The following is a 19,610-nucleotide window of genomic DNA, read 5'->3' on the forward strand; positions in this document are numbered from 1 at the left end:
TATTCTTATAAGTATTTGTTGTTAAGAATCATAAAAGATTGAGTAGACTCTGTCAACATGTAAAGCTTGCATTATGCGTTATTACACTATACAGAATTCCTTGATGAAACTAAATATTTCTGACTTGAAATAGTAAAATAATAATATGACGCTTAACACGTTTTGATTCCCTAAAGAAAGGGCATACATTCGCTATACTATAAATTTAGGGGTTGGATCGTATGGATCAAGGATCTGAGAATGCACGAAGGAAATTAAATAAAACATTAAAGCCATCATGGGTATTTGCAATCGCACTCGGCTCATCTGTTGGTTGGGGAGCGTTCATCTTACCGGGTGATTGGATTCAATCTTCTGGACCACTAGGCGCAATCATTGGATTAGGAATTGGTGCACTCGTGATGATGATCATCGCCTCCAGTTATGGTGTAATGATTAAGAAGTTTCCGGTTTCCGGGGGCGGATTTACATATGCTTTTGTAGCAGCGGGAAAGATATGGGCATTCATTTGCGGTTGGTTTTTGTCACTTGGGTACATATCGATCGTCGCATTAAATGCTTCTGCACTCACTTTATTACTGAAATTTTTAGCACCAGGATTCATGAAGCAAGGGTTTCTCTATAGCGTCGCAGGGTGGGACGTATACATACCTGAGATCATCGTGGCCAGTTTGCTGATTTTAGCATTCGCATTTATTAATACGACAGGAACAAGTATTTCAGGTCAAATTCAATTTTATTTCAGCGTCTTGCTTGTTGCCGGCGTCATAGTACTCGGTATCTTCACATTCACCGGGGCAGAACAACCACTTGCGAATTTGCAACCATTGTTTAAAGGGAATCAGTCAATTATTACTTCTATACTTGTAGTATTGGCAATTGCACCATGGGCATACGTCGGATTCGATAATGTGCCACAAGCTGCGGAAGAATTCAATTTTTCTCCTCGTAAAGCCACTATGCTAATTGTAGCTTCTCTCTTTACATCTTTCATAATCTATGCAATCATGATTGGCTTAACTAGTTGGTCATACCCAGCATCTGCTAACATCGGAAGTGGCGATTTATGGGTAACAGGTGATGTGGTTCGATCCGCATTAGGAATTGGTGGATTAGGCGTTATGGCAGTGGCGATTGTCATGGGAATCTTCACCGGGTTGAATGGATTTTTCATGTCCTCGAGTCGTTTATTATTCTCTATGGCGCGCGCACGTGCATTACCCAATTTCTTCCGCGAGATGACAACAAACCAAACACCGAAATGGGGAATCTGGTTTGTAGCGCTAATTACATTACCTACGCCATGGTTCGGCCGCCAAGCATTGACTTGGATTGTTGATATGTCTTCAACAGGTGTCTCTGTAGCCTACTTCTTCACTTGTCTGGCTGCGTTTAAAGTATTGGCTTGGGGCAAAGAGGAAATCGGACGTGAAATTGCACCATTGAAAAAGCTTTTAGCATTATTGGGTATGATTGCAAGTGGCTCATTCTTGGCATTACTACTTGTGCCAAATTCTCCAGCGGCACTTACAACACCTTCTTACTTATTACTACTCGCTTGGACGGTCGTTGGTGTAATCTTCTACGCGGTGATCCGCAAGCGTTACAATAGCCTAACACAAGAAGAAACCGAGTATTATGTGTTAGGCAAGTCCATCGAATCAGAAGTAACGGATACAGAAACTGATATAGATCTACCTATTCCAGAGGCTACTCGTTCGTAGGTATACTAATTGAAAAGGACCACCACAAGTCTACACTTCTTGTGGCGGTCCTTTCTTAATACTTAGTAAATGATTACAAATCGTTAACTTCGACTTAACAAACGAGTCGATTGCAAGCGAATGTAGCCACTCAGGGAAATGATCATGGGCATACCTGAACATGCATCTATCGCCAACTTTTCCTTACTTACACCTTCCCATCTACATGCAAAAGCAGAGACCATAACGGCCTCTGCTTTTATTACGTCTAGTCTTATAAAAGACCAATCCACTGCCAGTAAGTTGCACTAAATAATAAGATTAACAAGTAACCAAGAATCGTGAGTGGGACACCTGTCTTCAAGAAGTCTTTCACTGAAAACGCACCGGTTCCATATGCTAGCATGTTCTGCGGAGCACTGACTGGCAGTAAGAAACCGAAACTGATGACGAACTGCTGAATCAAGACGAATCCGACTTCATTGACATCAAGTGAAATCGTCGTTGCTAACGCAATAAAAATCGGAATCAGTGCAGATGACAAACTCGTTGCACTTGCAAATCCAAGGTGAATTAAAATATTAAACAGTGACAGTAAGGCAATAGTTGCTAGCAACGGCATAGTATCCAAGCCCATTGCACCGAACACTTTATCAGACAGCCATTGTGCACCTGTTGTATCTAGTAGTAGTGTACCCATTGAGATACCTACCGCGAAGACGACGATCGTACCCCATGGAATCATTTGCTGAACGGTTTTCCAATCGAACACACCAATTTTCGGCGTTAGTAAAATCGCAATAGCGACAATGGTGACAGTTGTTGTATCAAATGGGTGTAGTTTTTCTTCTGTTGCCCATAAGAAAAGTAAAGCAACTGCAACGACAATCAAACGAAGTTCGGAAGCTTTGATTTTACCGAGTTCCTTTAATTGCCCTTGAATCAATTCTTTACCGCCTTCAACTACTTGTGTTTCAGGCTTGATAACCAATTTCATGATGAAAAATAAAGCGATCGACATGAGAATGGACCATGGAGCTGCGTACAAGAACCAAGAACTCCACGCGACAGATACACCAAATTCCTTCTCAATAAAGCCAAGTGCTACCATATTCTGTGCAGCACCTGTTTTAATACCAACATTCCAAATCGAGACGGATTGAACAGCTGTAATGACGAGCAAAGCCCCTAGTCGACTGTTTGTCGGCAATCCGAACGCGGCGACCATACCAAGCAAGATCGGTACGACCGCTCCGGCACGTGCTGTTGCACTCGGTACGAAGAATGCCAAGACGATGGACACGATGATGGACCCAAAAATAATAGCACCGGTTTTGACGCCTACTTTCGACAGGATATAAAGCGCCAATCGTTTATGAAGGTTGGTCGTCTGCATGGCGGTTGCGAGGAACAATGCCGCTGCTACTAGTGCTACTGCAGGACTTGAGAATCCAACCAATGCCATTCTTAAGGCGTTTTTCGTTCCTAGCAGTTCTCCAGTATTTTCCATGTTTGGTGCAAGGCCGAGGAGTACTGCAGCTAAACCAAGAATCATCGCTGCGCTGACAGGATACGGTACGGCTTCAGTCACCCATAAGATTACCGCGAATGCTAAGATGGCCAGTGCTCTTTGGCCGACTACAGGTAGATCTGCAGGGTTGGGTAATAAAACGATAGTTATGAGTACAGCAAATGCCAAGAGTATCCATAACCCCTTCAGATTACGCGTCTGCTTATCAGGCTGAGGAGCAACTTCTTGTGTTGTGGTCACCAGTATTCATTCCTTTCTATAATAGTCCCCTAAATAATTTACAATTAAATGTGTTCATGACGTGTGTTAAAATGTGATTTCAGAAACATATTCGGGCGTCGTTGCAACGCATTTTAATAGGGGGTGTTCAATATGACCCTCAGTGAGCCAATGAGTCCTTTCGGGCAAACGTATTCTTCTGATGCATCCAGAGAGCTTTATATATAAGATGTTCTTGGAAGAAGTAGATCACTTCTTAGAAAGCCAAATGCTTGTCAGTCTTTTCGTTTCACATTCTTTAAAATGATTTTACTTTTTGGGATGCTTGGGATGTTGACAAGGCTGTAGCTCAAGTCTTGTTTAGGCACATCGAATGTCATACGATTCGCAAAGTAATCCAAACTCACTTTCATCACTTCGATTGTCAACCACTCTCCAGCACAGCGGTGGTTAAGTATGAACTCTCCACCACCTTGTGGTATGAGATTGTATGGTGTAATCGGTTCATCCTCGAATCGCGTCGGATCAAATACTTCAGGATTATTCCATAGGGATGGATCATGATTCGTCCCATAAAAATCGAGCATTGTCAGCGTCCCTTTTTTAAACGCATAGCCTTCCCATTTAAAGTCTTCCTTCACGCGTGCAGCGTTAAACGGGAAGAAAGGATAGAGTCTGCGTACTTCTTGAACGAAATCTTGCAAATCTTTTTCATCTCCTGAAGCCAATCTCTTTTGATGTTGCGGATGTTGAATGATCGCGTGTACTTCAAATGCAATATAAATAGAGATCGCCACAATTGGGCGAATGACGTTCAATACTTCTACAGCCGCTATTTTTTCATCCAGTAACTTGTCCTGTTCGTCTCGATGGAAGGCAAAGACTTTCATAGCGGTGCCTTCAAAAGGAATCAAGTCACCTTTTCGAACCGACTTAATAAGACCACCAATCCATGTCTCCAATTCCTGTCGTGCATTCTTCGCCTTCCACTGCTTATATCCAAGCGTCACTGGTGATTCAAAGAGCTGAACGATCGCTTCCTTTTTCTCTTGCACTTCTTGTTCTTTTAATGGGACGCCTGCCCACTGACAGGCTAAGCGAAGAAGTAATTCCTGTGATTCGCTATAAACATTCACTTCTTTTTGTTTTTCAAAGTCATTAAGCTTCCGCTCCCATCGATTTTTCAACATTTCTTTCAACTGATCGATCTTGTCTGCAGACATAAGCGACATGAAAGCTTCTTTACGATGGCGATGCGCTACCCCATCGAGTGATTGCACGCCACCTTCACCCGTTAACGTTTCTTGAAAGCGCTTCGGCATAGCTCCTTTTCGAATAAATTTCTCCGTATCATAAAAGAGCGTTGCAGCTTGTTCTCCAGATAGGCAAATGACTTTTTCTCCAAGTATGTGCGCTTCAAATATATTGGATTGTAACCCTCTTCTGCGATTATCCAAAAACTGATAACCTTCACGAATCATACTAGCCGTCTGATTTTTCCTTTCTAATTTTGGTATTGGTCTACTTTCCTGCATGAGTCATCACTTCCTTTTTGAATACTTTCTATTGCTTTACCCCGTTCAGCGTGCAAGTAATCGGTCCATTCCTCTATTGACATATCTTTCTGAAGTGATAAAATTCAAAACGATAACTTTCTATACATGTAAAGAGCGATCTATTATATAATGAATCTATGTCTTCTATACTTCTATTCGCAACTACAGGGGAGACTGATCAGATACTCCTTCGTCCTTAAAGGGGATGACAGGAGTTTTTCTATATTTACAGGAGGTAATAAGTATGTTCCCAATTAAGGCGATTCATACGCCAACATTTAAAGCGTCAGTCATATTGACAATGCTGATTGTAGCGATGATCAGTGCCAGCATCATAGTATTTGAATCTGTACCACATGTACCCATTTTATTTGCTATCCTTTTATTATTTGGCTATGGATTATGGAAGAAAATTTCATACAAGGAGTTGGAACGAGGGTTAGTTGAAGGTGCAAGTTCTGGAATGAGCGCGGTGTTTTTGTTCTTCTTCATCGGAGTTCTCGTGAGTAGCTGGATGATGGGCGGAACGATTCCTACCTTGATCTATGCTGGACTCCAAATCATTACGCCAACATTTTTTTACGCCATCGTCTTCATCGTCACAGCTATTATCGGCTTATCGGTCGGTAGTTCATTGACAACTGTTGCCACGATTGGTGTAGCGTTCATCAGTATGGCGCATATTCTGGAGCTTTCTTTGCCAATTGCGGCGGGTGCAATTGTTTCGGGTGCATTTTTTGGGGATAAGATGTCACCGTTGTCTGATACAACCAACTTAGCCTCTTCGATTGTGGGTGTAGACTTATTTGAACATATACGCAACATGGGATGGACAACATTTCCCGCGTTTTTCATCTCACTTATCTTATTTGGTGTGTTATCACCCAATGTGACGTCTAGCGATTTTTCGACAATCGAAAAATATAGTGACGCACTAATCGGCACAAATTTGATACATTGGTATACCTTGATTCCTGTAGTCGTGCTGATCATTTTGACATTCGTCAAAGTACCAGCCATTCTGACGTTGGCTGTCAGTGCACTGTCTGCCATTATCGTTGGATATATCCATACATTCTATGGTTTTACTGAAGTATTGAATATTTTATTTAGTGGCTATGAAGGATCCACAGGTGTCGCAGTTGTGGATGAATTATTGTCTCGCAGTGATGGCATGGAAGGCATGATGTTCACGATTTCGCTTGTGTTGCTTGCTCTTAGTATGGGTGGCATGCTATTTACATTAGGTATTGTGCAATGCTTACTTGCGAAAATTGAAAGTGCACTACGTAAAGTGTCATCAGTAATTTTAACGTCTGCGCTTACTGCAATCGGCATCAACGTTTTAATCGGTGAGCAGTATTTATCTATCTTGTTGACGGGCCAAGCTTTCCAATCCAGCTACGAAAAGGTTGGACTTGCAAATAAAAACTTGAGCCGTGTTATGGAAGACGCCGGGACCGTCATTAATCCTCTTGTTCCATGGAGTGTAGCGGGGATTTTCATCACGACTGTGCTTGATGTATCAACGATTGCTTATTTACCATTTGCGTTTTTCTGTTTATTAAGCCCAATTTTGACTGTACTGTTTGGCTATTTAGGAAAGACACTAACCCGCATTTAATTTACATTACGACAGGATCATATCATCTTGCTGCTGATCAAGCCGCCGGATTTCTTCATCTAAGGCTGCACGTTTTCTTGCAAGTCGGTCCTGTATGCGACGGACGTCTTGCATGATTGCGTGTAGCTTCTTTTTGCCATCGGTAATTCGCGTATGGATCATCCAGTCAGAGAATATATTATCGAAAAACACATCCGTGAATGTAAAAACATCATTTTTATTTACTTGGAAAGAATCTGTCGCAGCGTCTTGCACATCCATCAATTCCGTCTCATAATGACGTAGTGCTCGTTGTGCTTCATGGATATGATCATCCGAGCTATTGATTTCGGAATACTTTAATGCGGAAACAAAAATGCCTCCCCCTAAAAATGTATCCCACACCGAAATTCCTTCGGCTGAATCCAACTTCTTCATTGCCCTCACCAAAGCTCGTTCCGCCTTTTCCCCTGCTTCAAACGCTTCACCAATTTCACGCAACATAGAATAGACACGCACACGATCGTCGGAAATTTTTTGGAGAGTTTGATTGGCAACGGAATCATTCAAACGAATCCATGATTCTTTTTCTTTCAAGAAGTCTTCCCAATCGTCAGCAATATGCACGAAGTCTGGTTTCTCTAGTTCCATACGCAAATCTTCTACCTCTGCAGTCAGATCAAGTACATGTTTTTCTGTTTCATTATATTTTAATTCCGCCTCTGCCGCTTCTTCAATTTCTTTTTTCATCTTCTCGTCCCATCTACCTGTCCATTCACTGATCTTGTTTGCAAATGAAAACTTGCCAAGCTTCACAACATCCTGCTGCTCTTTCGTTAACTGTCGGTGAAGTTGATCACGCTTTTGTTTCATAGTGAGTAGCTTTTCGCTCGTCTGCTCTAAGCGTTTTTTCAAGCGCCGTTGATTTACTCGTTTTTCCTGTAGACGATTTTGCCGTTCTTGAATATCTTGCCGCATGTTGATCACTCCTTTCTTCTTATACGCAGTTGTATCAAATAAGGATTCATCATTTTTATGCATATTATTTTAAGGTCTTCTCATACTAAAGATCAATGCATGAAAAGTGGTATTCATTATTATGACAGGCAATATCCTTTTACATATTTCTAGTCGCAAAACTATTTCACAAATAATCATTAGCCAAACCGTATAGATAATAAGGAATGATCAACTATTGACATAAACCGAACACCCTACTGTCATTCCTAAAACGCTTGAATAAAAGTTTAATGAACAAGGGAAAAGGGGAAGTTATTTATAACAACTTCAAATTAGAAAGGAAGAAGCATATATGATAAGAGTTATAAAAAAATTAGTAAAATGGGGAATGGTGTTATATCCTGTCGTCAAAACCGTGATGAATGAAAAGAAGAAAAAAGGAGCTTAAACAACAACGAAACGCCGTAGCTAAAGCACTTATAAAACCAATGCCACAGAGTTACCAGGCATTGGTTTTGTTTTATTATAATAAAAAAGTAAAATTTATTTTGTTAAAAAGGTTTCTTTTTTACTGAAAAAGAGTATACTAAATATGAGGATTTTTTTCTGACCTCTTTTTTCCTCACATTGTTTGATCCCCAAACAAAAAGCTCCAGGTACATTCATTACCTATGGAGGAGAATTTAACACATGCATTGGTACAACAAATTGAAAGAGTATTTTCCAATCGAAGAGATGAAGTCACAGGAACATATGGAGACATTACTGAATGACAAAGGCAATGTCTACTATAAGGAAGAAGGACCAAAGCATGTATTAATGTACGTGGAAACGGAGGACTTCGTTTTCGTAGACTATCTTTTCGTATCTTCAGCTGCACGTGGCGAAGGGTTAGGAAAAAAACTGCTGGATTCGTTGAAAACCAAGAAAAAACCGATCCTACTGGAAGTTGAACCAGTAGACGAATCCGAACCAGATACTGAGAAACGACTGAAGTTCTATGCACGTGAAAACTTCACGCACGCACAGAAAATCGGCTATAACCGTCGTTCACTAGCTACTGGCGAACAAACTATCCTCGAAATTCTATATTGGGCACCCCCGCAGTCATCACAAGCGGATGAACAAGATGTATTCAACGCGATGAAAACAACCTACGAAGAAATTCACACCTACAAAGACCAAGATTTCTATGGAGATTCATACGATTCCACTGACAAAGTTCTGCAGTATCAAGCGAAACCAAAAAAGAATATTTTAGAACCTTTCACAACAGTGAGCGTGTGATGAGAAGCCGGTCTTTCATAGACCGGCTTTTTTGTGTACTAATACATACTATCTTGTTAGTTGACTCCCCTTTTAAATAATCGCCTAACAGTTGATTGAATCAACAAGTATTTAACCTTACACTGAATAAAAGAGAAAGGCGGGAGGATATGTTGCAAATAGGCACTGTGATTCTACAACAACGAAGACGACTTCAAATTACCCAAGATACACTAGCATCTTATTGCCAAGTATCGAAAGCTTCGGTGTCGAAATGGGAAAAAGGATTAAGCTATCCCGATATCACACTGTTGCCGAAAATCGCTTCGTATTTTGAATTGACTGTTGATGAATTGCTTGGTTATGAACGACAGCTTTCTAAAGAAGCCATCCAACACCACTATTACGAATTCGCATCCCGTTTTGGTAAAGAAACGTTTGAATCGGTTTTTATTGACGTAGAAGAGCAAGTTAAATTGTACTATCACGAACCGGCATTCCTATTGCAGATGAGTATATTACTGCTCAATCATCATATGTTGAGTAGTGACAGCCCCTCTGTATTACAGAAAATTAATGGCTGGTTGGAGCGCATTCGAAATGTAAGTGAAGATGTATGGGTCTTGCGTCAAGCAAACTCGTTGCAGGCTACGGTTTCGCTCATGCAATCAAATCCCGAAACCACATTGGAGTTATTGGACGGAGTGATTAAGCCTAGTATTGGAGACGAGATTTTGCTGGCCACTGCACATGAACAACTTGGTGATCAAGAGGAAGCGATGCGTGTCGTTCAAGTCATGATCTATCAAAACGTCATTCAGCTTGTCGGTAGCAGCCCGCTCTACTTACGACTATCCGCGTCCAATCCACAAACTTTTAATGAAACCATTCATCGGATGAATGGATTGATTGAGTTATACGCATTGCGTACTCTTCATCCGAATGTGTGTCTGCAATTTTATTTTAGCGTAGCACAATGTGCAGCTCTGTCTGTCAACCGTGAGCTACTTTACCCGTATCTTACTAAATATGTGGATATATGTGTTCATGATTTACTCCCCTTTTCTCTACGCGGAGACGAATACTTCGATTTACTGGAAGATTGGTTAGAACAACTGGATTTAGGTACGAATGCACTGCGCAATACAGAGATCATTAAGCGAGCGATCATCGAATCGATGGATGCCGATTTCTTCGAGCCATTTAGACAAGACGATGAAATGCGAGAGTTACGGCAACGGCTACGCTTTGGACTGGAGGCACGTTCATGAACAACGACATGGCTTTATTTATAGAGTATCTACCATTTTTAATTCCGCTCATTATTTTACAACTGGGGTTGGCGATCTTTTCAGCGATACATGTCATTCGCCATCCCCGCTACCGCTTCGGCAACCAAGTGATGTGGTTATTGATCGTGTTGTTAATACAATTTATCGGGCCGTTAATCTATTTCGTTTTTGGAAGAGGTGATTATAATGGTCGTGCAAATTAATGGTGTTACGAAGCGTTTCGGAGATCATGAAATACTGAAAGATATACATCTCACCATTCCTGAGCATACCGTTTATGGATTTGTAGGTGCTAACGGTTCGGGCAAAACAACACTGATGAAATGTATGCTAGGGTTATTACCACTTAATGCAGGATCCATTACAATAGCAGGTGAACGCGTAAAGTTTGGCGAGACAAAGTCCAATCAATATGTCGGATACTTGCCCGACGTTCCAGAATTTTATCCTTTCTATAATGCAATGCAGTATTTGGAGTTATGTGCAGTCATTACGAATATGACGAAAACAGAACGACAAGGACGCATCCATGAACTATTGGAATTGGTCGGATTAGCTGGCACCCGCTCCTTAATTAGTACGTATTCTCGAGGAATGAAACAGCGACTTGGAATCGCACAAGCGCTTCTAAATCGTCCTAAATTGTTGATTTGTGATGAGCCTACTTCTGCTTTAGATCCGGCTGGACGTGCACAAATCCTTTCCATTTTACACAAGGCAAAAGAGGAAACAACGGTTTTCTTCTCCACACATATCGTTTCGGACGCTGAACAAATCTGTGATCATGTGGCGATGTTACATGACGGGACTATTATATTTCAAGATGAACTAGCAAATGTAAAACAGCAAGTTACGGGACTATTCATTTTCACATTTACGATCCCTGTAGCAGAAGTACACGAACGATTGCGACATACTCCATTCGAAATGAAGATCGACAGCGAACAATTAATTGTAAATTTATCGGATGAAAGTACTCGATTGGCGTTCATGCAAGAACTCACTACCCAGAAAATCCTTATACAATCGATGCAACCCCAAACCCGTTTGCTTGAGCAACTCGTCTTGGAGGTGCTTGGATGAATCAGTGGCTTGGATTTTTAAAGAAGGAATGGTTGGAGAGTGTGAAGACGTATAAGTTATTGCTTGTCCTAGTCATTTTCTCAATTCTCGGGATATTAAATCCCTTTACAGCAAAGATCACTCCCGTGTTATTCGAGCAATTCATGCCTGAAGGTGCATTCGTCAACCTACCCGAACCTACCGCACTCGATTCTTGGCTACAGTTCTATAAAAACGTTCCACAGATGGGATTGATCGTGTTTATTTTACTATTTAGTACGATGATGTCGAAAGAACTGGAAAAAGGCACGCTCATAATTTTGCTAACGAAAGGATTACGCCGTAGCACCGTCATTACAGCAAAATTCTTTATGGCTCTTTGTTATTGGACATTAGCCATCACGCTGTCATTCACCATCACCTATGCTTACACTGCTTATTATTGGGATCAAAGTCAACTGCAACATTTACTATTTGCAGCTAGTTGCCTGTATGTGTTCGGCATACTTTTACTTGCGGTTACACTATGGGGTAATACCTTATTCGCCACGTCCTACGGTGGGACACTGAGTACATTATTAGTCGTAATTGCGTTATTTATTGTAGCTATATTTCCTAAGACCGCCAACTGGAATCCTCTTGAATTACTGAGGTCTACGACACAACTAGTAACCGGTGAACTAACACCTTCAGATGTATGGATTCCTTACACTATCACTTTGTTTTCTGCAATTTTAGTCGTATTGCTGACTATGTCCCATTTCAAAAGAAAACTACTTTGAAAGCGTTGACATTGAATGAAAAATCATGTAAATTACAAAAGGACGAACAATCCGATGACTTTATATGAAAACATTCGTTTATAGAGGTGATTGTAATGGAAACCGTATTTGACTATGAAGATATTCAGCTAGTTCCAGCAAAATGTGTAGTAGAAAGCCGCTCAGAATGTGACACATCCGTTATGTTAGGTGGTCATACATTCCGTTTACCTGTCGTTCCTGCCAATATGCAGACGATTATTGATGAAAAGATTGCAATTCAGTTAGCAGAAGAAGGCTATTTCTATATTATGCACCGTTTCAAACCTGAAACACGCGTAGACTTCATTAAAGATATGCATGCACGTGGTTTGATTGCTTCAATAAGTGTTGGCGTAAAAGAAGAAGAGTATGGATTCGTTGAGCAACTCGCGATGGACGCACATGTTCCTGAATTCATCACGATTGATATTGCGCACGGTCATTCCAATCAAGTGATCCGCATGATTCAACACATTAAAAAGCATTTGCCGATGAGCTTTGTCATTGCGGGGAATGTAGGCACACCTGAAGCTGTCCGTGAGCTTGAAAACGCTGGCGCTGACGCTACAAAAGTTGGGATCGGACCAGGTAAAGTCTGTATTACGAAAATCAAAACAGGATTCGGAACGGGTGGCTGGCAACTTGCAGCTGTTCGCTTATGTGCGAAAGCCGCTTCCAAACCAATCATTGCGGACGGTGGAATCCGTACACATGGCGATATCGCAAAATCTGTACGTTTTGGCGCGAGTATGGTCATGGTCGGGTCATTATTCGCCGGCCACGAAGAATCTCCTGGACAGACTGTGGAACAAGATGGTCAGTTGTATAAAGAATACTTCGGTTCGGCTTCTGAGTTCCAAAAAGGAGAAAAGAAGAATGTAGAAGGTAAGAAAATGTTCGTGGAATATAAAGGTCCATTGAAAGATACATTGATTGAAATGGAACAGGATCTTCAGTCTGCTATTTCTTATTCAGGCGGCAAGAGTCTCAGTTCAATTCGCAATGTCGATTACGTTATTGTAAAGAACTCGATCTTCAATGGTGATAAAGTGTTTTAATGAAGTTCAACCGGTTAGAGACTGTTCTCTAACCGGTTTTTTATTGTAATGCTTTCGTGAATCAACATAGAGTTCGTTGAGGTCTGTGCATGTATCTAAGTGGCAAAGTTCATGTCTTGCTACTATAAGCTATTCTAAGAGCAATTCCTCTTTTACCACCACATCTTATGGCGTAATATTTCATGAATTATAACCAAATGATACGGCAAATACCAATGCGAATAGTGATAAGACCAGTATGACTGTGCAAATTATCGTTATGATTAGGGTTTGGCTTTTGAGTATGTCAGAACGGTTTTTCCAAATGGCTAGAAATAAGAACAAATTGACTAATAGTATGATCAGAATAATAGAAAGAAGCATATAACGCTCTTTAATCACAAACCATACATCCATTGTCTTTGCTCCTTTCTGATAACTTTTAACTTAACAACCTGTTTTATGGATTGCATAAGTGAAAACCCTATTTCACCAGAACCGTGCTCATTACTTATATAATATTTTGAACCCGTTGATTGCTAGCTGGACGCGTGGCTTTTGAGCGTGTGGCGAACTTTCCAGAGCCTCTCGCTTCAGCTACGGTCAACTAAGTGAGTACTGCAAAATTCGTTTCGTCATTCACCTGTTAACTGAATTTAAAATAACATATTTCTTTTATAATCATGCACATTTTATGTTGCATCTACTTTGTTATCATGTTGACTAGTCTTAACTTCTTTAAAATAGACTTTCAGTATAAATAATATATAGATAAGCCAAATAATACTATAGATCATATACAATGCCACTTGAACACTTTGAGGGCTCCAAATGAATACCGCTTCCCATGAGTAACCATTTAGCAAAATACTTGGTATTAAATAGATAATTAAACTTAAACCCAACACACATAATAAAGACACAGTCAGTTTAATAAGGCTCTTTATCCCATTACGTTTAACGTGTAACTGTTTTCTGTACACCTTTAGTAAAACTTTTATGATCAAGATTAAAGCAACTAGGATTAAGATGCTTAGTACAAGTATGGTACTAAGCGCCAACTGGTCTAGGTATTGGTTTGAGTCTTCTTTGTCACTGCTAACAATATTCCCTTGTAGTATTTCTTTAATTTCTACCCCTATATTTTGTACTTGATTTGAACTTAAATTGCCTAATACAGCCACTCCAATTTTTTCTTTGTTATTGAATGTTACATAGGTTGAATAGTTCGGATTCATTCCATCATGAGTGACCTGTTCATTTGGTTCAAGGAACCAGCCGCCAGCATAGAAAACTTCATTACCTACTATATCAACAGCACGTTCAGCTATATGAGACTTTTTAATAATTTCTTTATCAAAATCCATTTCATTCATCGTACCCATTTGAATTTTAAGCCACTTTGCCATATCCTTCCCACTCGATATAATATATCCTGCTGGTTTGTTTCCCCTATATATCGGCGCTTCATATCGTCGTGGTTTTAAAAACCCTATCTTATATCCAGTAGTCATTTGATTGTTTATTTCTTCATTTAGGAATAGGTACGTATTATTTAATTCCATTGGTTTTAAAATGTTTTCCTTCATATAGTATTCATATGTCCCACCTGTTACCTGTTCAATAATTAATCCTAGGATATCGTAATTTATTGTTGCATATTGAAACATTTTACCTGGTTCACTATCTAACTCTATTCCATTTAAGGTTCTCACTGTTTCTTCCAGTGCACGATCTTCATTAGAAATGGGAATCATATTTATAGTAGAGGCGGGGATTCCAGTTGTTTGATGTAATGTTTGCTCAATCGTGATCGGCATTTCTTTTCCTTTATACAATACTTTTAGCCAGGGTATATACGTCGTTACATTATCGTTAAGTTCTATTTGCCCACTTTCTACTAGATTTAAAATGGCTAATGCAGTAAATGCTTTACTAGTAGAGGCTAATTCAAATAAAGACTGGGAAGTAACTGGTCTTTCTTCCTTTAGATTTGAAAATCCAAACCCTTTTTGATAAACCGTTTTATCATCTTTCACTATCGTTATGTATAGTCCCGGGATCTTCCCCTTCCTCATTTTTTCCATTACGACTTTTTCTATTTGCTTTTCTTCCGTCTCTGTTACATCATTTATTTCTCGCGCCTTTATTACTCCATTTCCCACTATAGGAATCATTAGCATTGTTACTGCAGTTAACAATAATAGTATTTTTAGCATTACACCTTTCATCTATTCTCCTCCCATACTATCTGTAATATGTTTACTCTCCACAAAATATATCAGGTACATAAGAACAGGCACCACGAACCGCTACTCCATATCAAGAGTGGGTCAAGGTGCCTGTCTATCTAATCTTCTCTTATTCCCCATTATGCAAATTCAACTAACACGTCAGTTTCCTAATAAAATACTTCAAATATCCTTCCGTCTTGTCACTAATATATTTCCAATAGTAGTACGCTTCATAAAATGTATCTTGAATACTATATTATTAGCCGTTATTCTTCCGCAGCAAGTCGAAATTTGTTTTCGAATAAACTCGCCATTAAGGCCCCTATCGTTAAGTTCATTACCATATTGGCAACGGCTGGTACGGCTGCGAGTGATCCGAAGTGTTCCATCGCAAGTGTTGCGGCGAGAGCAGTGTTGCAAATACCTGTATGGAATAAAATTGCGCGGGCGTTGCGCTCAGGCACGCCTAGCCACCTGGAGATGAAGTAGCCAGCACCCATTGGTATGCTGACTTGTAATGTGACGGCTACAAATACAAGCGGTAGCACGGACAAGTTCTCAGACAGTGCTTGCTGGGCATTGGAGATGACCGATAGGATGACTAGAAATAGAGCGAGCTGAGACAAGACTCCGGTATATGGTTTGAACTTCTCCACTTGCCGCTGAAACTTCCACTGGATCAGCAAACCGCCAATCAAAGGGAAGAACACGATATAAATAATATTAAGAAATAAAGGCCAAAACTCAATAGGAATAAAGCGCCCCGCTAATGTCTGTAATAAAACGGGTGTCAACACAGGTGAAATAAATGTATCGAGTGTCGCCATCGTAATACTGAGCGCCACTTCTCCTCCTGCAATGAATGTGTATATGTTGGCCGATGTCCCGCTTGGTACCGTACCCGCCAAAATAATACCGGTTGCGATTTCTGCTTGATTGCCGAAAAATAAATAGGCGATCCCTATTGATACCCCAACCATGACCGTCCATTTCAGCAAGACGCCTAGTAAAGCGTATTTCGGATTTTTAATGACCTCGAATAGTTTCTCCGACGAAAGCGATAAGCCCATCAGAAAGAAGATCGTCCCTAATCCAAAGCCAGTCAATTGCCGGATTGAAATGAACGCATCCGGAATGATATAGGCGATGATGGATAAGAGTACGATCCAAAGTGGTAAATACTTTGAAATGATTTTGGATAGGGTTTGTATAGTTTTCATGTTTTTCTCCTCCTTGCGAGGAAGTCCGTCTGTGTATTTTGATTATGAGCGGGTAGTCCGTCGCTATGAGCGCTAATCAAAGTACTATGATCAGTCTTCGGACATGTTTGAGCGGTTAAAGCATTCGATAGAGCACTCGCGACGCAACTATGAGCGCTTTCCACAAATCTTTGAGCGCTCACTATAAAACATCGCTTCTCATTCAGCATTTTCGATAGATATACGCTCCATCTTCTATATGATCTAATTCTGCCACGTCGCCAATCTCGACGTTTCCATTCGTTCTTGCCGTCACCTTCGCTTTGGATTCATCCAACTGAATGAGTGCCACTGTGTAAGGAGTAAGATGAGCAAATTCAGCAGGTGCGATATGGATGTCCGTGTAACTATAGACTGTGCCTCTCGAAGAAACGTCTTGTTCTTGCAGCTTGCCTGTTCCGCAACTTGGACAACGGTATTTATTCGAAACACTGGCATATTCACACTGATCGCATTGATAGACTTTCATCTCTTCACAACCTTTCTAGAATATGAACAGTGGAGTATGAACCTGTTCCACCCAAGTTTTGCGCCAAAGCAAGTCGGGCATGTTCTACTTGATTCGGGGCTATGCCGCGCAGTTGTTGGACGAGCTGATATAGTTGTGCGACACCGGTTGCACCGATTGGGTGACCGCGTGATAATAATCCTCCGCTCGTGTTTACTGGTTTATCGCCTGTCGCTTTCGTTCGACCTTGCTCCACCGCTAGCCAGCCTTCTCGTTTATTAAAAAAGCCTAATTCTTCAATCGCAAGCATTTCCGTCATGGAGAAACAGTCATGAATTTCCACGACGTCGATATCTTCCGGACCGACGCCAGCTCTCTCATATGCCAAGCGGCCTGATTCTCGTACCGCGGGCAATGAAAGTACATCGTCCGCGTCTTGCATTTGTGTAGGCCCTGAACTTTGTGCAGACGAACGGATATGAATAGCACCTTTTTTACGTGTAATGACCAATGCTGCCGCCCCATCCGTTGTCGGAGAGCAATCAAATAAGCCGAGTGGCGAAGTAATAATACGTGCCTCCATAATCTCAGCTATCGTCGTTGGCTTCTGGAATTGTGCCAAAGGATTATGTAAAGCATTTTCACGATTCTTCAACGCAATCATTGCCAGATGCTCTTTCGTAGCGTCCGTTTCATAGAAGTAACGATTCGCGAGTACACCGAAAAAGCCAGGGAACGTCAGGCCTGCCTGCTTTTCATTGGAGTCATTATCCATTGCAGCATTAATCGCCTGTGTAACGTCAGCAGTCGAAGCATGTTTCATTTTCTCTACTCCCGCTATTAAGACGGTGTCGTATTCGCCACTTAGAATCCCCATGATCCCTTGACGTAGTGCGATTCCTCCTGATGCACAGGCGCCTTCTACTTTCGCCGTCGGGATATAGCCGAGTCCGAGTTCATTGGCCACTAAGGCGCCAAGAATTTCTTGATTACCGATCGAGCCACCCATAAAGTTTCCGACAAACACCGCGTCAACTTTCGGATTTCCCGCATCTTCAAGTGCTTCTATCGATGCTTCAACTAACAACTGCTTCATGGACTTGTCGACAAATTTCCCGAACTTCGTCATGCCAATTCCTTCAATATAGACATTTGTCAAGATTGCACCTCCACATGCTGATTGCGTAATTCTCGTTTTAAGATTTTACCGTATGAGCTTTTCGGTAGTTCATCCACGATAAAAATCTCTTTCGGTTTTTTGAAGCTCGCCATATGGTCTAGACATAATTGAAGTAATTCATCTTTCATGACAGGCTTAATCCCATTCGGAACGACATACGCAATGACGTTTTCGCCCCACTTCTCGTCAGGTACACCGATGACACATGTCTCTTTTACTCCCTCATGCTTATTGAGGACTTCTTCCACTTCCCTCGGATAAATATTGACGCCCCCTGAAATGATAACGTCTTTTTTGCGGTCCACGATATGCACATAGCCCGTATTACTTTTCCAACCGAGATCACCTGTTTGTAACCAGCCATCACGTAGTGTTTCATTTGTCGCCTGCTCATTATTCCAATAACCTTTCATAACAAGAGAGCCTTTACAAACAATTTCGCCCACTTCGCCTGGTGGTAGTTCGGCTCCTTGTGTATCGACAATCTTCACATCGACAAAAAGTCCCACACGTCCACAGGATTCTAGATGATCGCCAAGTTCGCGTTTTGGCATCATCGTGATACACATCGGTGCCTCCACTTGACCAAATGTCTGCGCAAATATCGGCCCTGTCAGAGCAAGCGCTTGCTCGAGCTTACTTGCAGCAATTGAAGAACCGGCCATATTAATCGTCTTGATTGTAGACAAATTCTTTGGATCAAATTTGGGATGCTGAATCATTAAGTTAACCATAGTAGGTACTAGGAAAATGACGCTGACTTTTTCTTGCGTTAAATTATGAACGAATTCTTCGGGCTCAAACTTATTGAATACAACTTGTGTTAATCCATACAGCCACGCTACATGCGACAGAAAGTTACTACCGTGTGTCAATGGTGCGACATGTCCTATCACATCGTCATAATCTGTCTCACAAGCAAGCGATAGTGATAAAGCACCTGAAATGATGTTGCGATGACTTAGCATCACGCCTTTCGGATTTCCCGTCGTACCGGATGTATACATAATCGCGAATATATCTTCTTCCTCAATTTCCGTTGTACATGTAGCACCCATATTTTGTTCAATCATTTGTTCATACTGCTCACCGATCATTAGCGATTGAATTGCCGTATTGATCGGTTCGATTAATTCTAATTCCCCAATGATCAACTGAACATCTGCATCGTTCAGCATATATTCATGCTCTTTCGGATGAAGTCGATAATTTAACGGTACTTTGATGATACCTGAAATTGCTGCCGCTACATCAAGCTCAATATGTTCGAGGCGGTTAGACGATAGAACGGCGAAGCGGTCGCCTTTTTGAAGTCCGACTTTCTTAAAATACGCTGTCAGCGCAAGTGCCCGTTGTATCAGTTCATGAAATGTAATGGAGCGTCTTTCATCTTTCACCGCAATTTTATTTGGATACGCTGCAGCTGATTTCATTGCTAGTTTACCGATTGTCTCCAA

General features: G+C 41.1%; 16 protein-coding genes. 8 read left to right on the forward strand and 8 right to left on the reverse strand.

Features of this window, described 5'->3' with window-relative positions:
* Positions 1-221 precede the first annotated feature (221 nt).
* Complete coding sequence (locus SporoP17a_RS08925; RefSeq protein ID WP_083034331.1) at positions 222-1,724, forward strand: APC family permease; 1,503 nt, start codon at positions 222-224, stop codon at positions 1,722-1,724.
* A gap of 253 nt (positions 1,725-1,977) precedes the next feature.
* On the opposite strand, the gene SporoP17a_RS08930 is transcribed toward SporoP17a_RS08925, so the two are convergent.
* Together SporoP17a_RS08930 and SporoP17a_RS08935 are read right to left on the reverse strand one after the other, a co-directional pair.
* A complete protein-coding gene (locus SporoP17a_RS08930; protein ID WP_083034332.1) occupies positions 1,978-3,474 on the reverse strand; it encodes a DASS family sodium-coupled anion symporter in 1,497 nt (498 codons plus the stop codon).
* A 254-nt stretch (positions 3,475-3,728) separates the two neighbouring features.
* Positions 3,729-4,988, reverse strand: a complete 1,260-nt coding sequence (locus SporoP17a_RS08935) for a cytochrome P450 (RefSeq protein ID WP_083034333.1) — start codon at positions 4,986-4,988, stop codon at positions 3,729-3,731.
* A 265-nt stretch (positions 4,989-5,253) separates the two neighbouring features.
* On the opposite strand from SporoP17a_RS08935, the gene nhaC reads away from it, so the two are divergent.
* Entirely contained in the window at positions 5,254-6,633 is a 1,380-nt protein-coding gene (nhaC, locus tag SporoP17a_RS08940; protein WP_237262302.1) for a Na+/H+ antiporter NhaC, read from the forward strand.
* Positions 6,634-6,639: 6 nt separating this feature from the next.
* Here the strand turns inward: nhaC and SporoP17a_RS08945 are convergent, their stop codons facing one another.
* Positions 6,640-7,590 (reverse strand): hypothetical protein, encoded by a 951-nt coding sequence (locus SporoP17a_RS08945; RefSeq protein WP_083034335.1) that lies wholly within the window; start codon positions 7,588-7,590, stop codon positions 6,640-6,642.
* A gap of 672 nt (positions 7,591-8,262) precedes the next feature.
* Between SporoP17a_RS08945 and SporoP17a_RS08950 the strand changes: the two genes are divergently transcribed.
* From SporoP17a_RS08950 to guaC, 6 genes are all read left to right on the forward strand, one after another.
* On the forward strand, positions 8,263-8,859 hold the full coding sequence (locus SporoP17a_RS08950) for a GNAT family N-acetyltransferase (protein WP_083034336.1): 597 nt from the start codon (positions 8,263-8,265) through the stop codon (positions 8,857-8,859).
* A 149-nt stretch (positions 8,860-9,008) separates the two neighbouring features.
* Positions 9,009-10,109 (forward strand): helix-turn-helix domain-containing protein, encoded by a 1,101-nt coding sequence (locus tag SporoP17a_RS08955; RefSeq protein WP_083034337.1) that lies wholly within the window; start codon positions 9,009-9,011, stop codon positions 10,107-10,109.
* A complete protein-coding gene (locus SporoP17a_RS08960) occupies positions 10,106-10,333 on the forward strand; it encodes a PLDc N-terminal domain-containing protein (protein ID WP_099638368.1) in 228 nt (75 codons plus the stop codon). Before SporoP17a_RS08955 ends, SporoP17a_RS08960 begins: the two co-directional genes overlap by 4 nt.
* Complete coding sequence (locus SporoP17a_RS08965; RefSeq protein WP_156890550.1) at positions 10,317-11,213, forward strand: ABC transporter ATP-binding protein; 897 nt, start codon at positions 10,317-10,319, stop codon at positions 11,211-11,213. The genes SporoP17a_RS08960 and SporoP17a_RS08965 overlap by 17 nt, the downstream gene beginning before the upstream one ends.
* Positions 11,210-11,974 carry an ABC transporter permease gene (locus tag SporoP17a_RS08970; RefSeq protein WP_083034338.1) on the forward strand — a complete coding sequence of 255 codons (765 nt, stop codon included), beginning with the start codon at positions 11,210-11,212 and terminating at the stop codon, positions 11,972-11,974. The genes SporoP17a_RS08965 and SporoP17a_RS08970 overlap by 4 nt, the downstream gene beginning before the upstream one ends.
* 95 nt (positions 11,975-12,069) lie before the next feature.
* Positions 12,070-13,053 (forward strand): GMP reductase, encoded by a 984-nt coding sequence (gene guaC / locus SporoP17a_RS08975; RefSeq protein WP_083034339.1) that lies wholly within the window; start codon positions 12,070-12,072, stop codon positions 13,051-13,053.
* 671 nt (positions 13,054-13,724) lie between these two features.
* On the opposite strand, the gene SporoP17a_RS08985 is transcribed toward guaC, so the two are convergent.
* From SporoP17a_RS08985 to SporoP17a_RS09005, 5 genes are all read right to left on the reverse strand, one after another.
* Positions 13,725-15,263 carry a serine hydrolase domain-containing protein gene (locus tag SporoP17a_RS08985; protein WP_083034341.1) on the reverse strand — a complete coding sequence of 513 codons (1,539 nt, stop codon included), beginning with the start codon at positions 15,261-15,263 and terminating at the stop codon, positions 13,725-13,727.
* Positions 15,264-15,532: 269 nt separating this feature from the next.
* The gene (locus tag SporoP17a_RS08990) at positions 15,533-16,486 is read right to left on the reverse strand and encodes a bile acid:sodium symporter family protein (protein ID WP_083034342.1); all 954 of its coding nucleotides are present in this window, start codon (positions 16,484-16,486) and stop codon (positions 15,533-15,535) included.
* Between the two features lie 202 nt (positions 16,487-16,688).
* The gene (locus tag SporoP17a_RS08995) at positions 16,689-16,994 is read right to left on the reverse strand and encodes a Zn-ribbon domain-containing OB-fold protein (RefSeq protein ID WP_083034343.1); all 306 of its coding nucleotides are present in this window, start codon (positions 16,992-16,994) and stop codon (positions 16,689-16,691) included.
* 4 nt (positions 16,995-16,998) lie between these two features.
* Positions 16,999-18,132 (reverse strand): thiolase C-terminal domain-containing protein, encoded by a 1,134-nt coding sequence (locus SporoP17a_RS09000; protein ID WP_083034344.1) that lies wholly within the window; start codon positions 18,130-18,132, stop codon positions 16,999-17,001.
* Complete coding sequence (locus tag SporoP17a_RS09005; RefSeq protein ID WP_083034345.1) at positions 18,129-19,610, reverse strand: class I adenylate-forming enzyme family protein; 1,482 nt, start codon at positions 19,608-19,610, stop codon at positions 18,129-18,131. Before SporoP17a_RS09005 ends, SporoP17a_RS09000 begins: the two co-directional genes overlap by 4 nt.

Origin of the sequence: Sporosarcina ureae (genome assembly GCF_002082015.1) — a bacterium.
In the GTDB taxonomy this organism is placed as follows: domain Bacteria; phylum Bacillota; class Bacilli; order Bacillales_A; family Planococcaceae; genus Sporosarcina; species Sporosarcina ureae_A.

Coding starts and splice junctions, on each gene's coding strand:
- SporoP17a_RS08925 (WP_083034331.1), top strand. CDS start 222: ATGGATCAAGGATCTGAGAATGCACGAAGGAAATTAAATAAAACATTA.
- SporoP17a_RS08935 (WP_083034333.1), bottom strand. CDS start 4,988: ATGCAGGAAAGTAGACCAATACCAAAATTAGAAAGGAAAAATCAGACG.
- nhaC (WP_237262302.1), top strand. CDS start 5,254: ATGTTCCCAATTAAGGCGATTCATACGCCAACATTTAAAGCGTCAGTC.
- SporoP17a_RS08945 (WP_083034335.1), bottom strand. CDS start 7,590: ATGCGGCAAGATATTCAAGAACGGCAAAATCGTCTACAGGAAAAACGA.
- SporoP17a_RS08950 (WP_083034336.1), top strand. CDS start 8,263: ATGCATTGGTACAACAAATTGAAAGAGTATTTTCCAATCGAAGAGATG.
- SporoP17a_RS08955 (WP_083034337.1), top strand. CDS start 9,009: ATGTTGCAAATAGGCACTGTGATTCTACAACAACGAAGACGACTTCAA.
- SporoP17a_RS08960 (WP_099638368.1), top strand. CDS start 10,106: ATGAACAACGACATGGCTTTATTTATAGAGTATCTACCATTTTTAATT.
- SporoP17a_RS08965 (WP_156890550.1), top strand. CDS start 10,317: ATGGTCGTGCAAATTAATGGTGTTACGAAGCGTTTCGGAGATCATGAA.
- SporoP17a_RS08970 (WP_083034338.1), top strand. CDS start 11,210: ATGAATCAGTGGCTTGGATTTTTAAAGAAGGAATGGTTGGAGAGTGTG.
- guaC (WP_083034339.1), top strand. CDS start 12,070: ATGGAAACCGTATTTGACTATGAAGATATTCAGCTAGTTCCAGCAAAA.
- SporoP17a_RS08985 (WP_083034341.1), bottom strand. CDS start 15,263: ATGAAAGGTGTAATGCTAAAAATACTATTATTGTTAACTGCAGTAACA.
- SporoP17a_RS08990 (WP_083034342.1), bottom strand. CDS start 16,486: ATGAAAACTATACAAACCCTATCCAAAATCATTTCAAAGTATTTACCA.
- SporoP17a_RS08995 (WP_083034343.1), bottom strand. CDS start 16,994: ATGAAAGTCTATCAATGCGATCAGTGTGAATATGCCAGTGTTTCGAAT.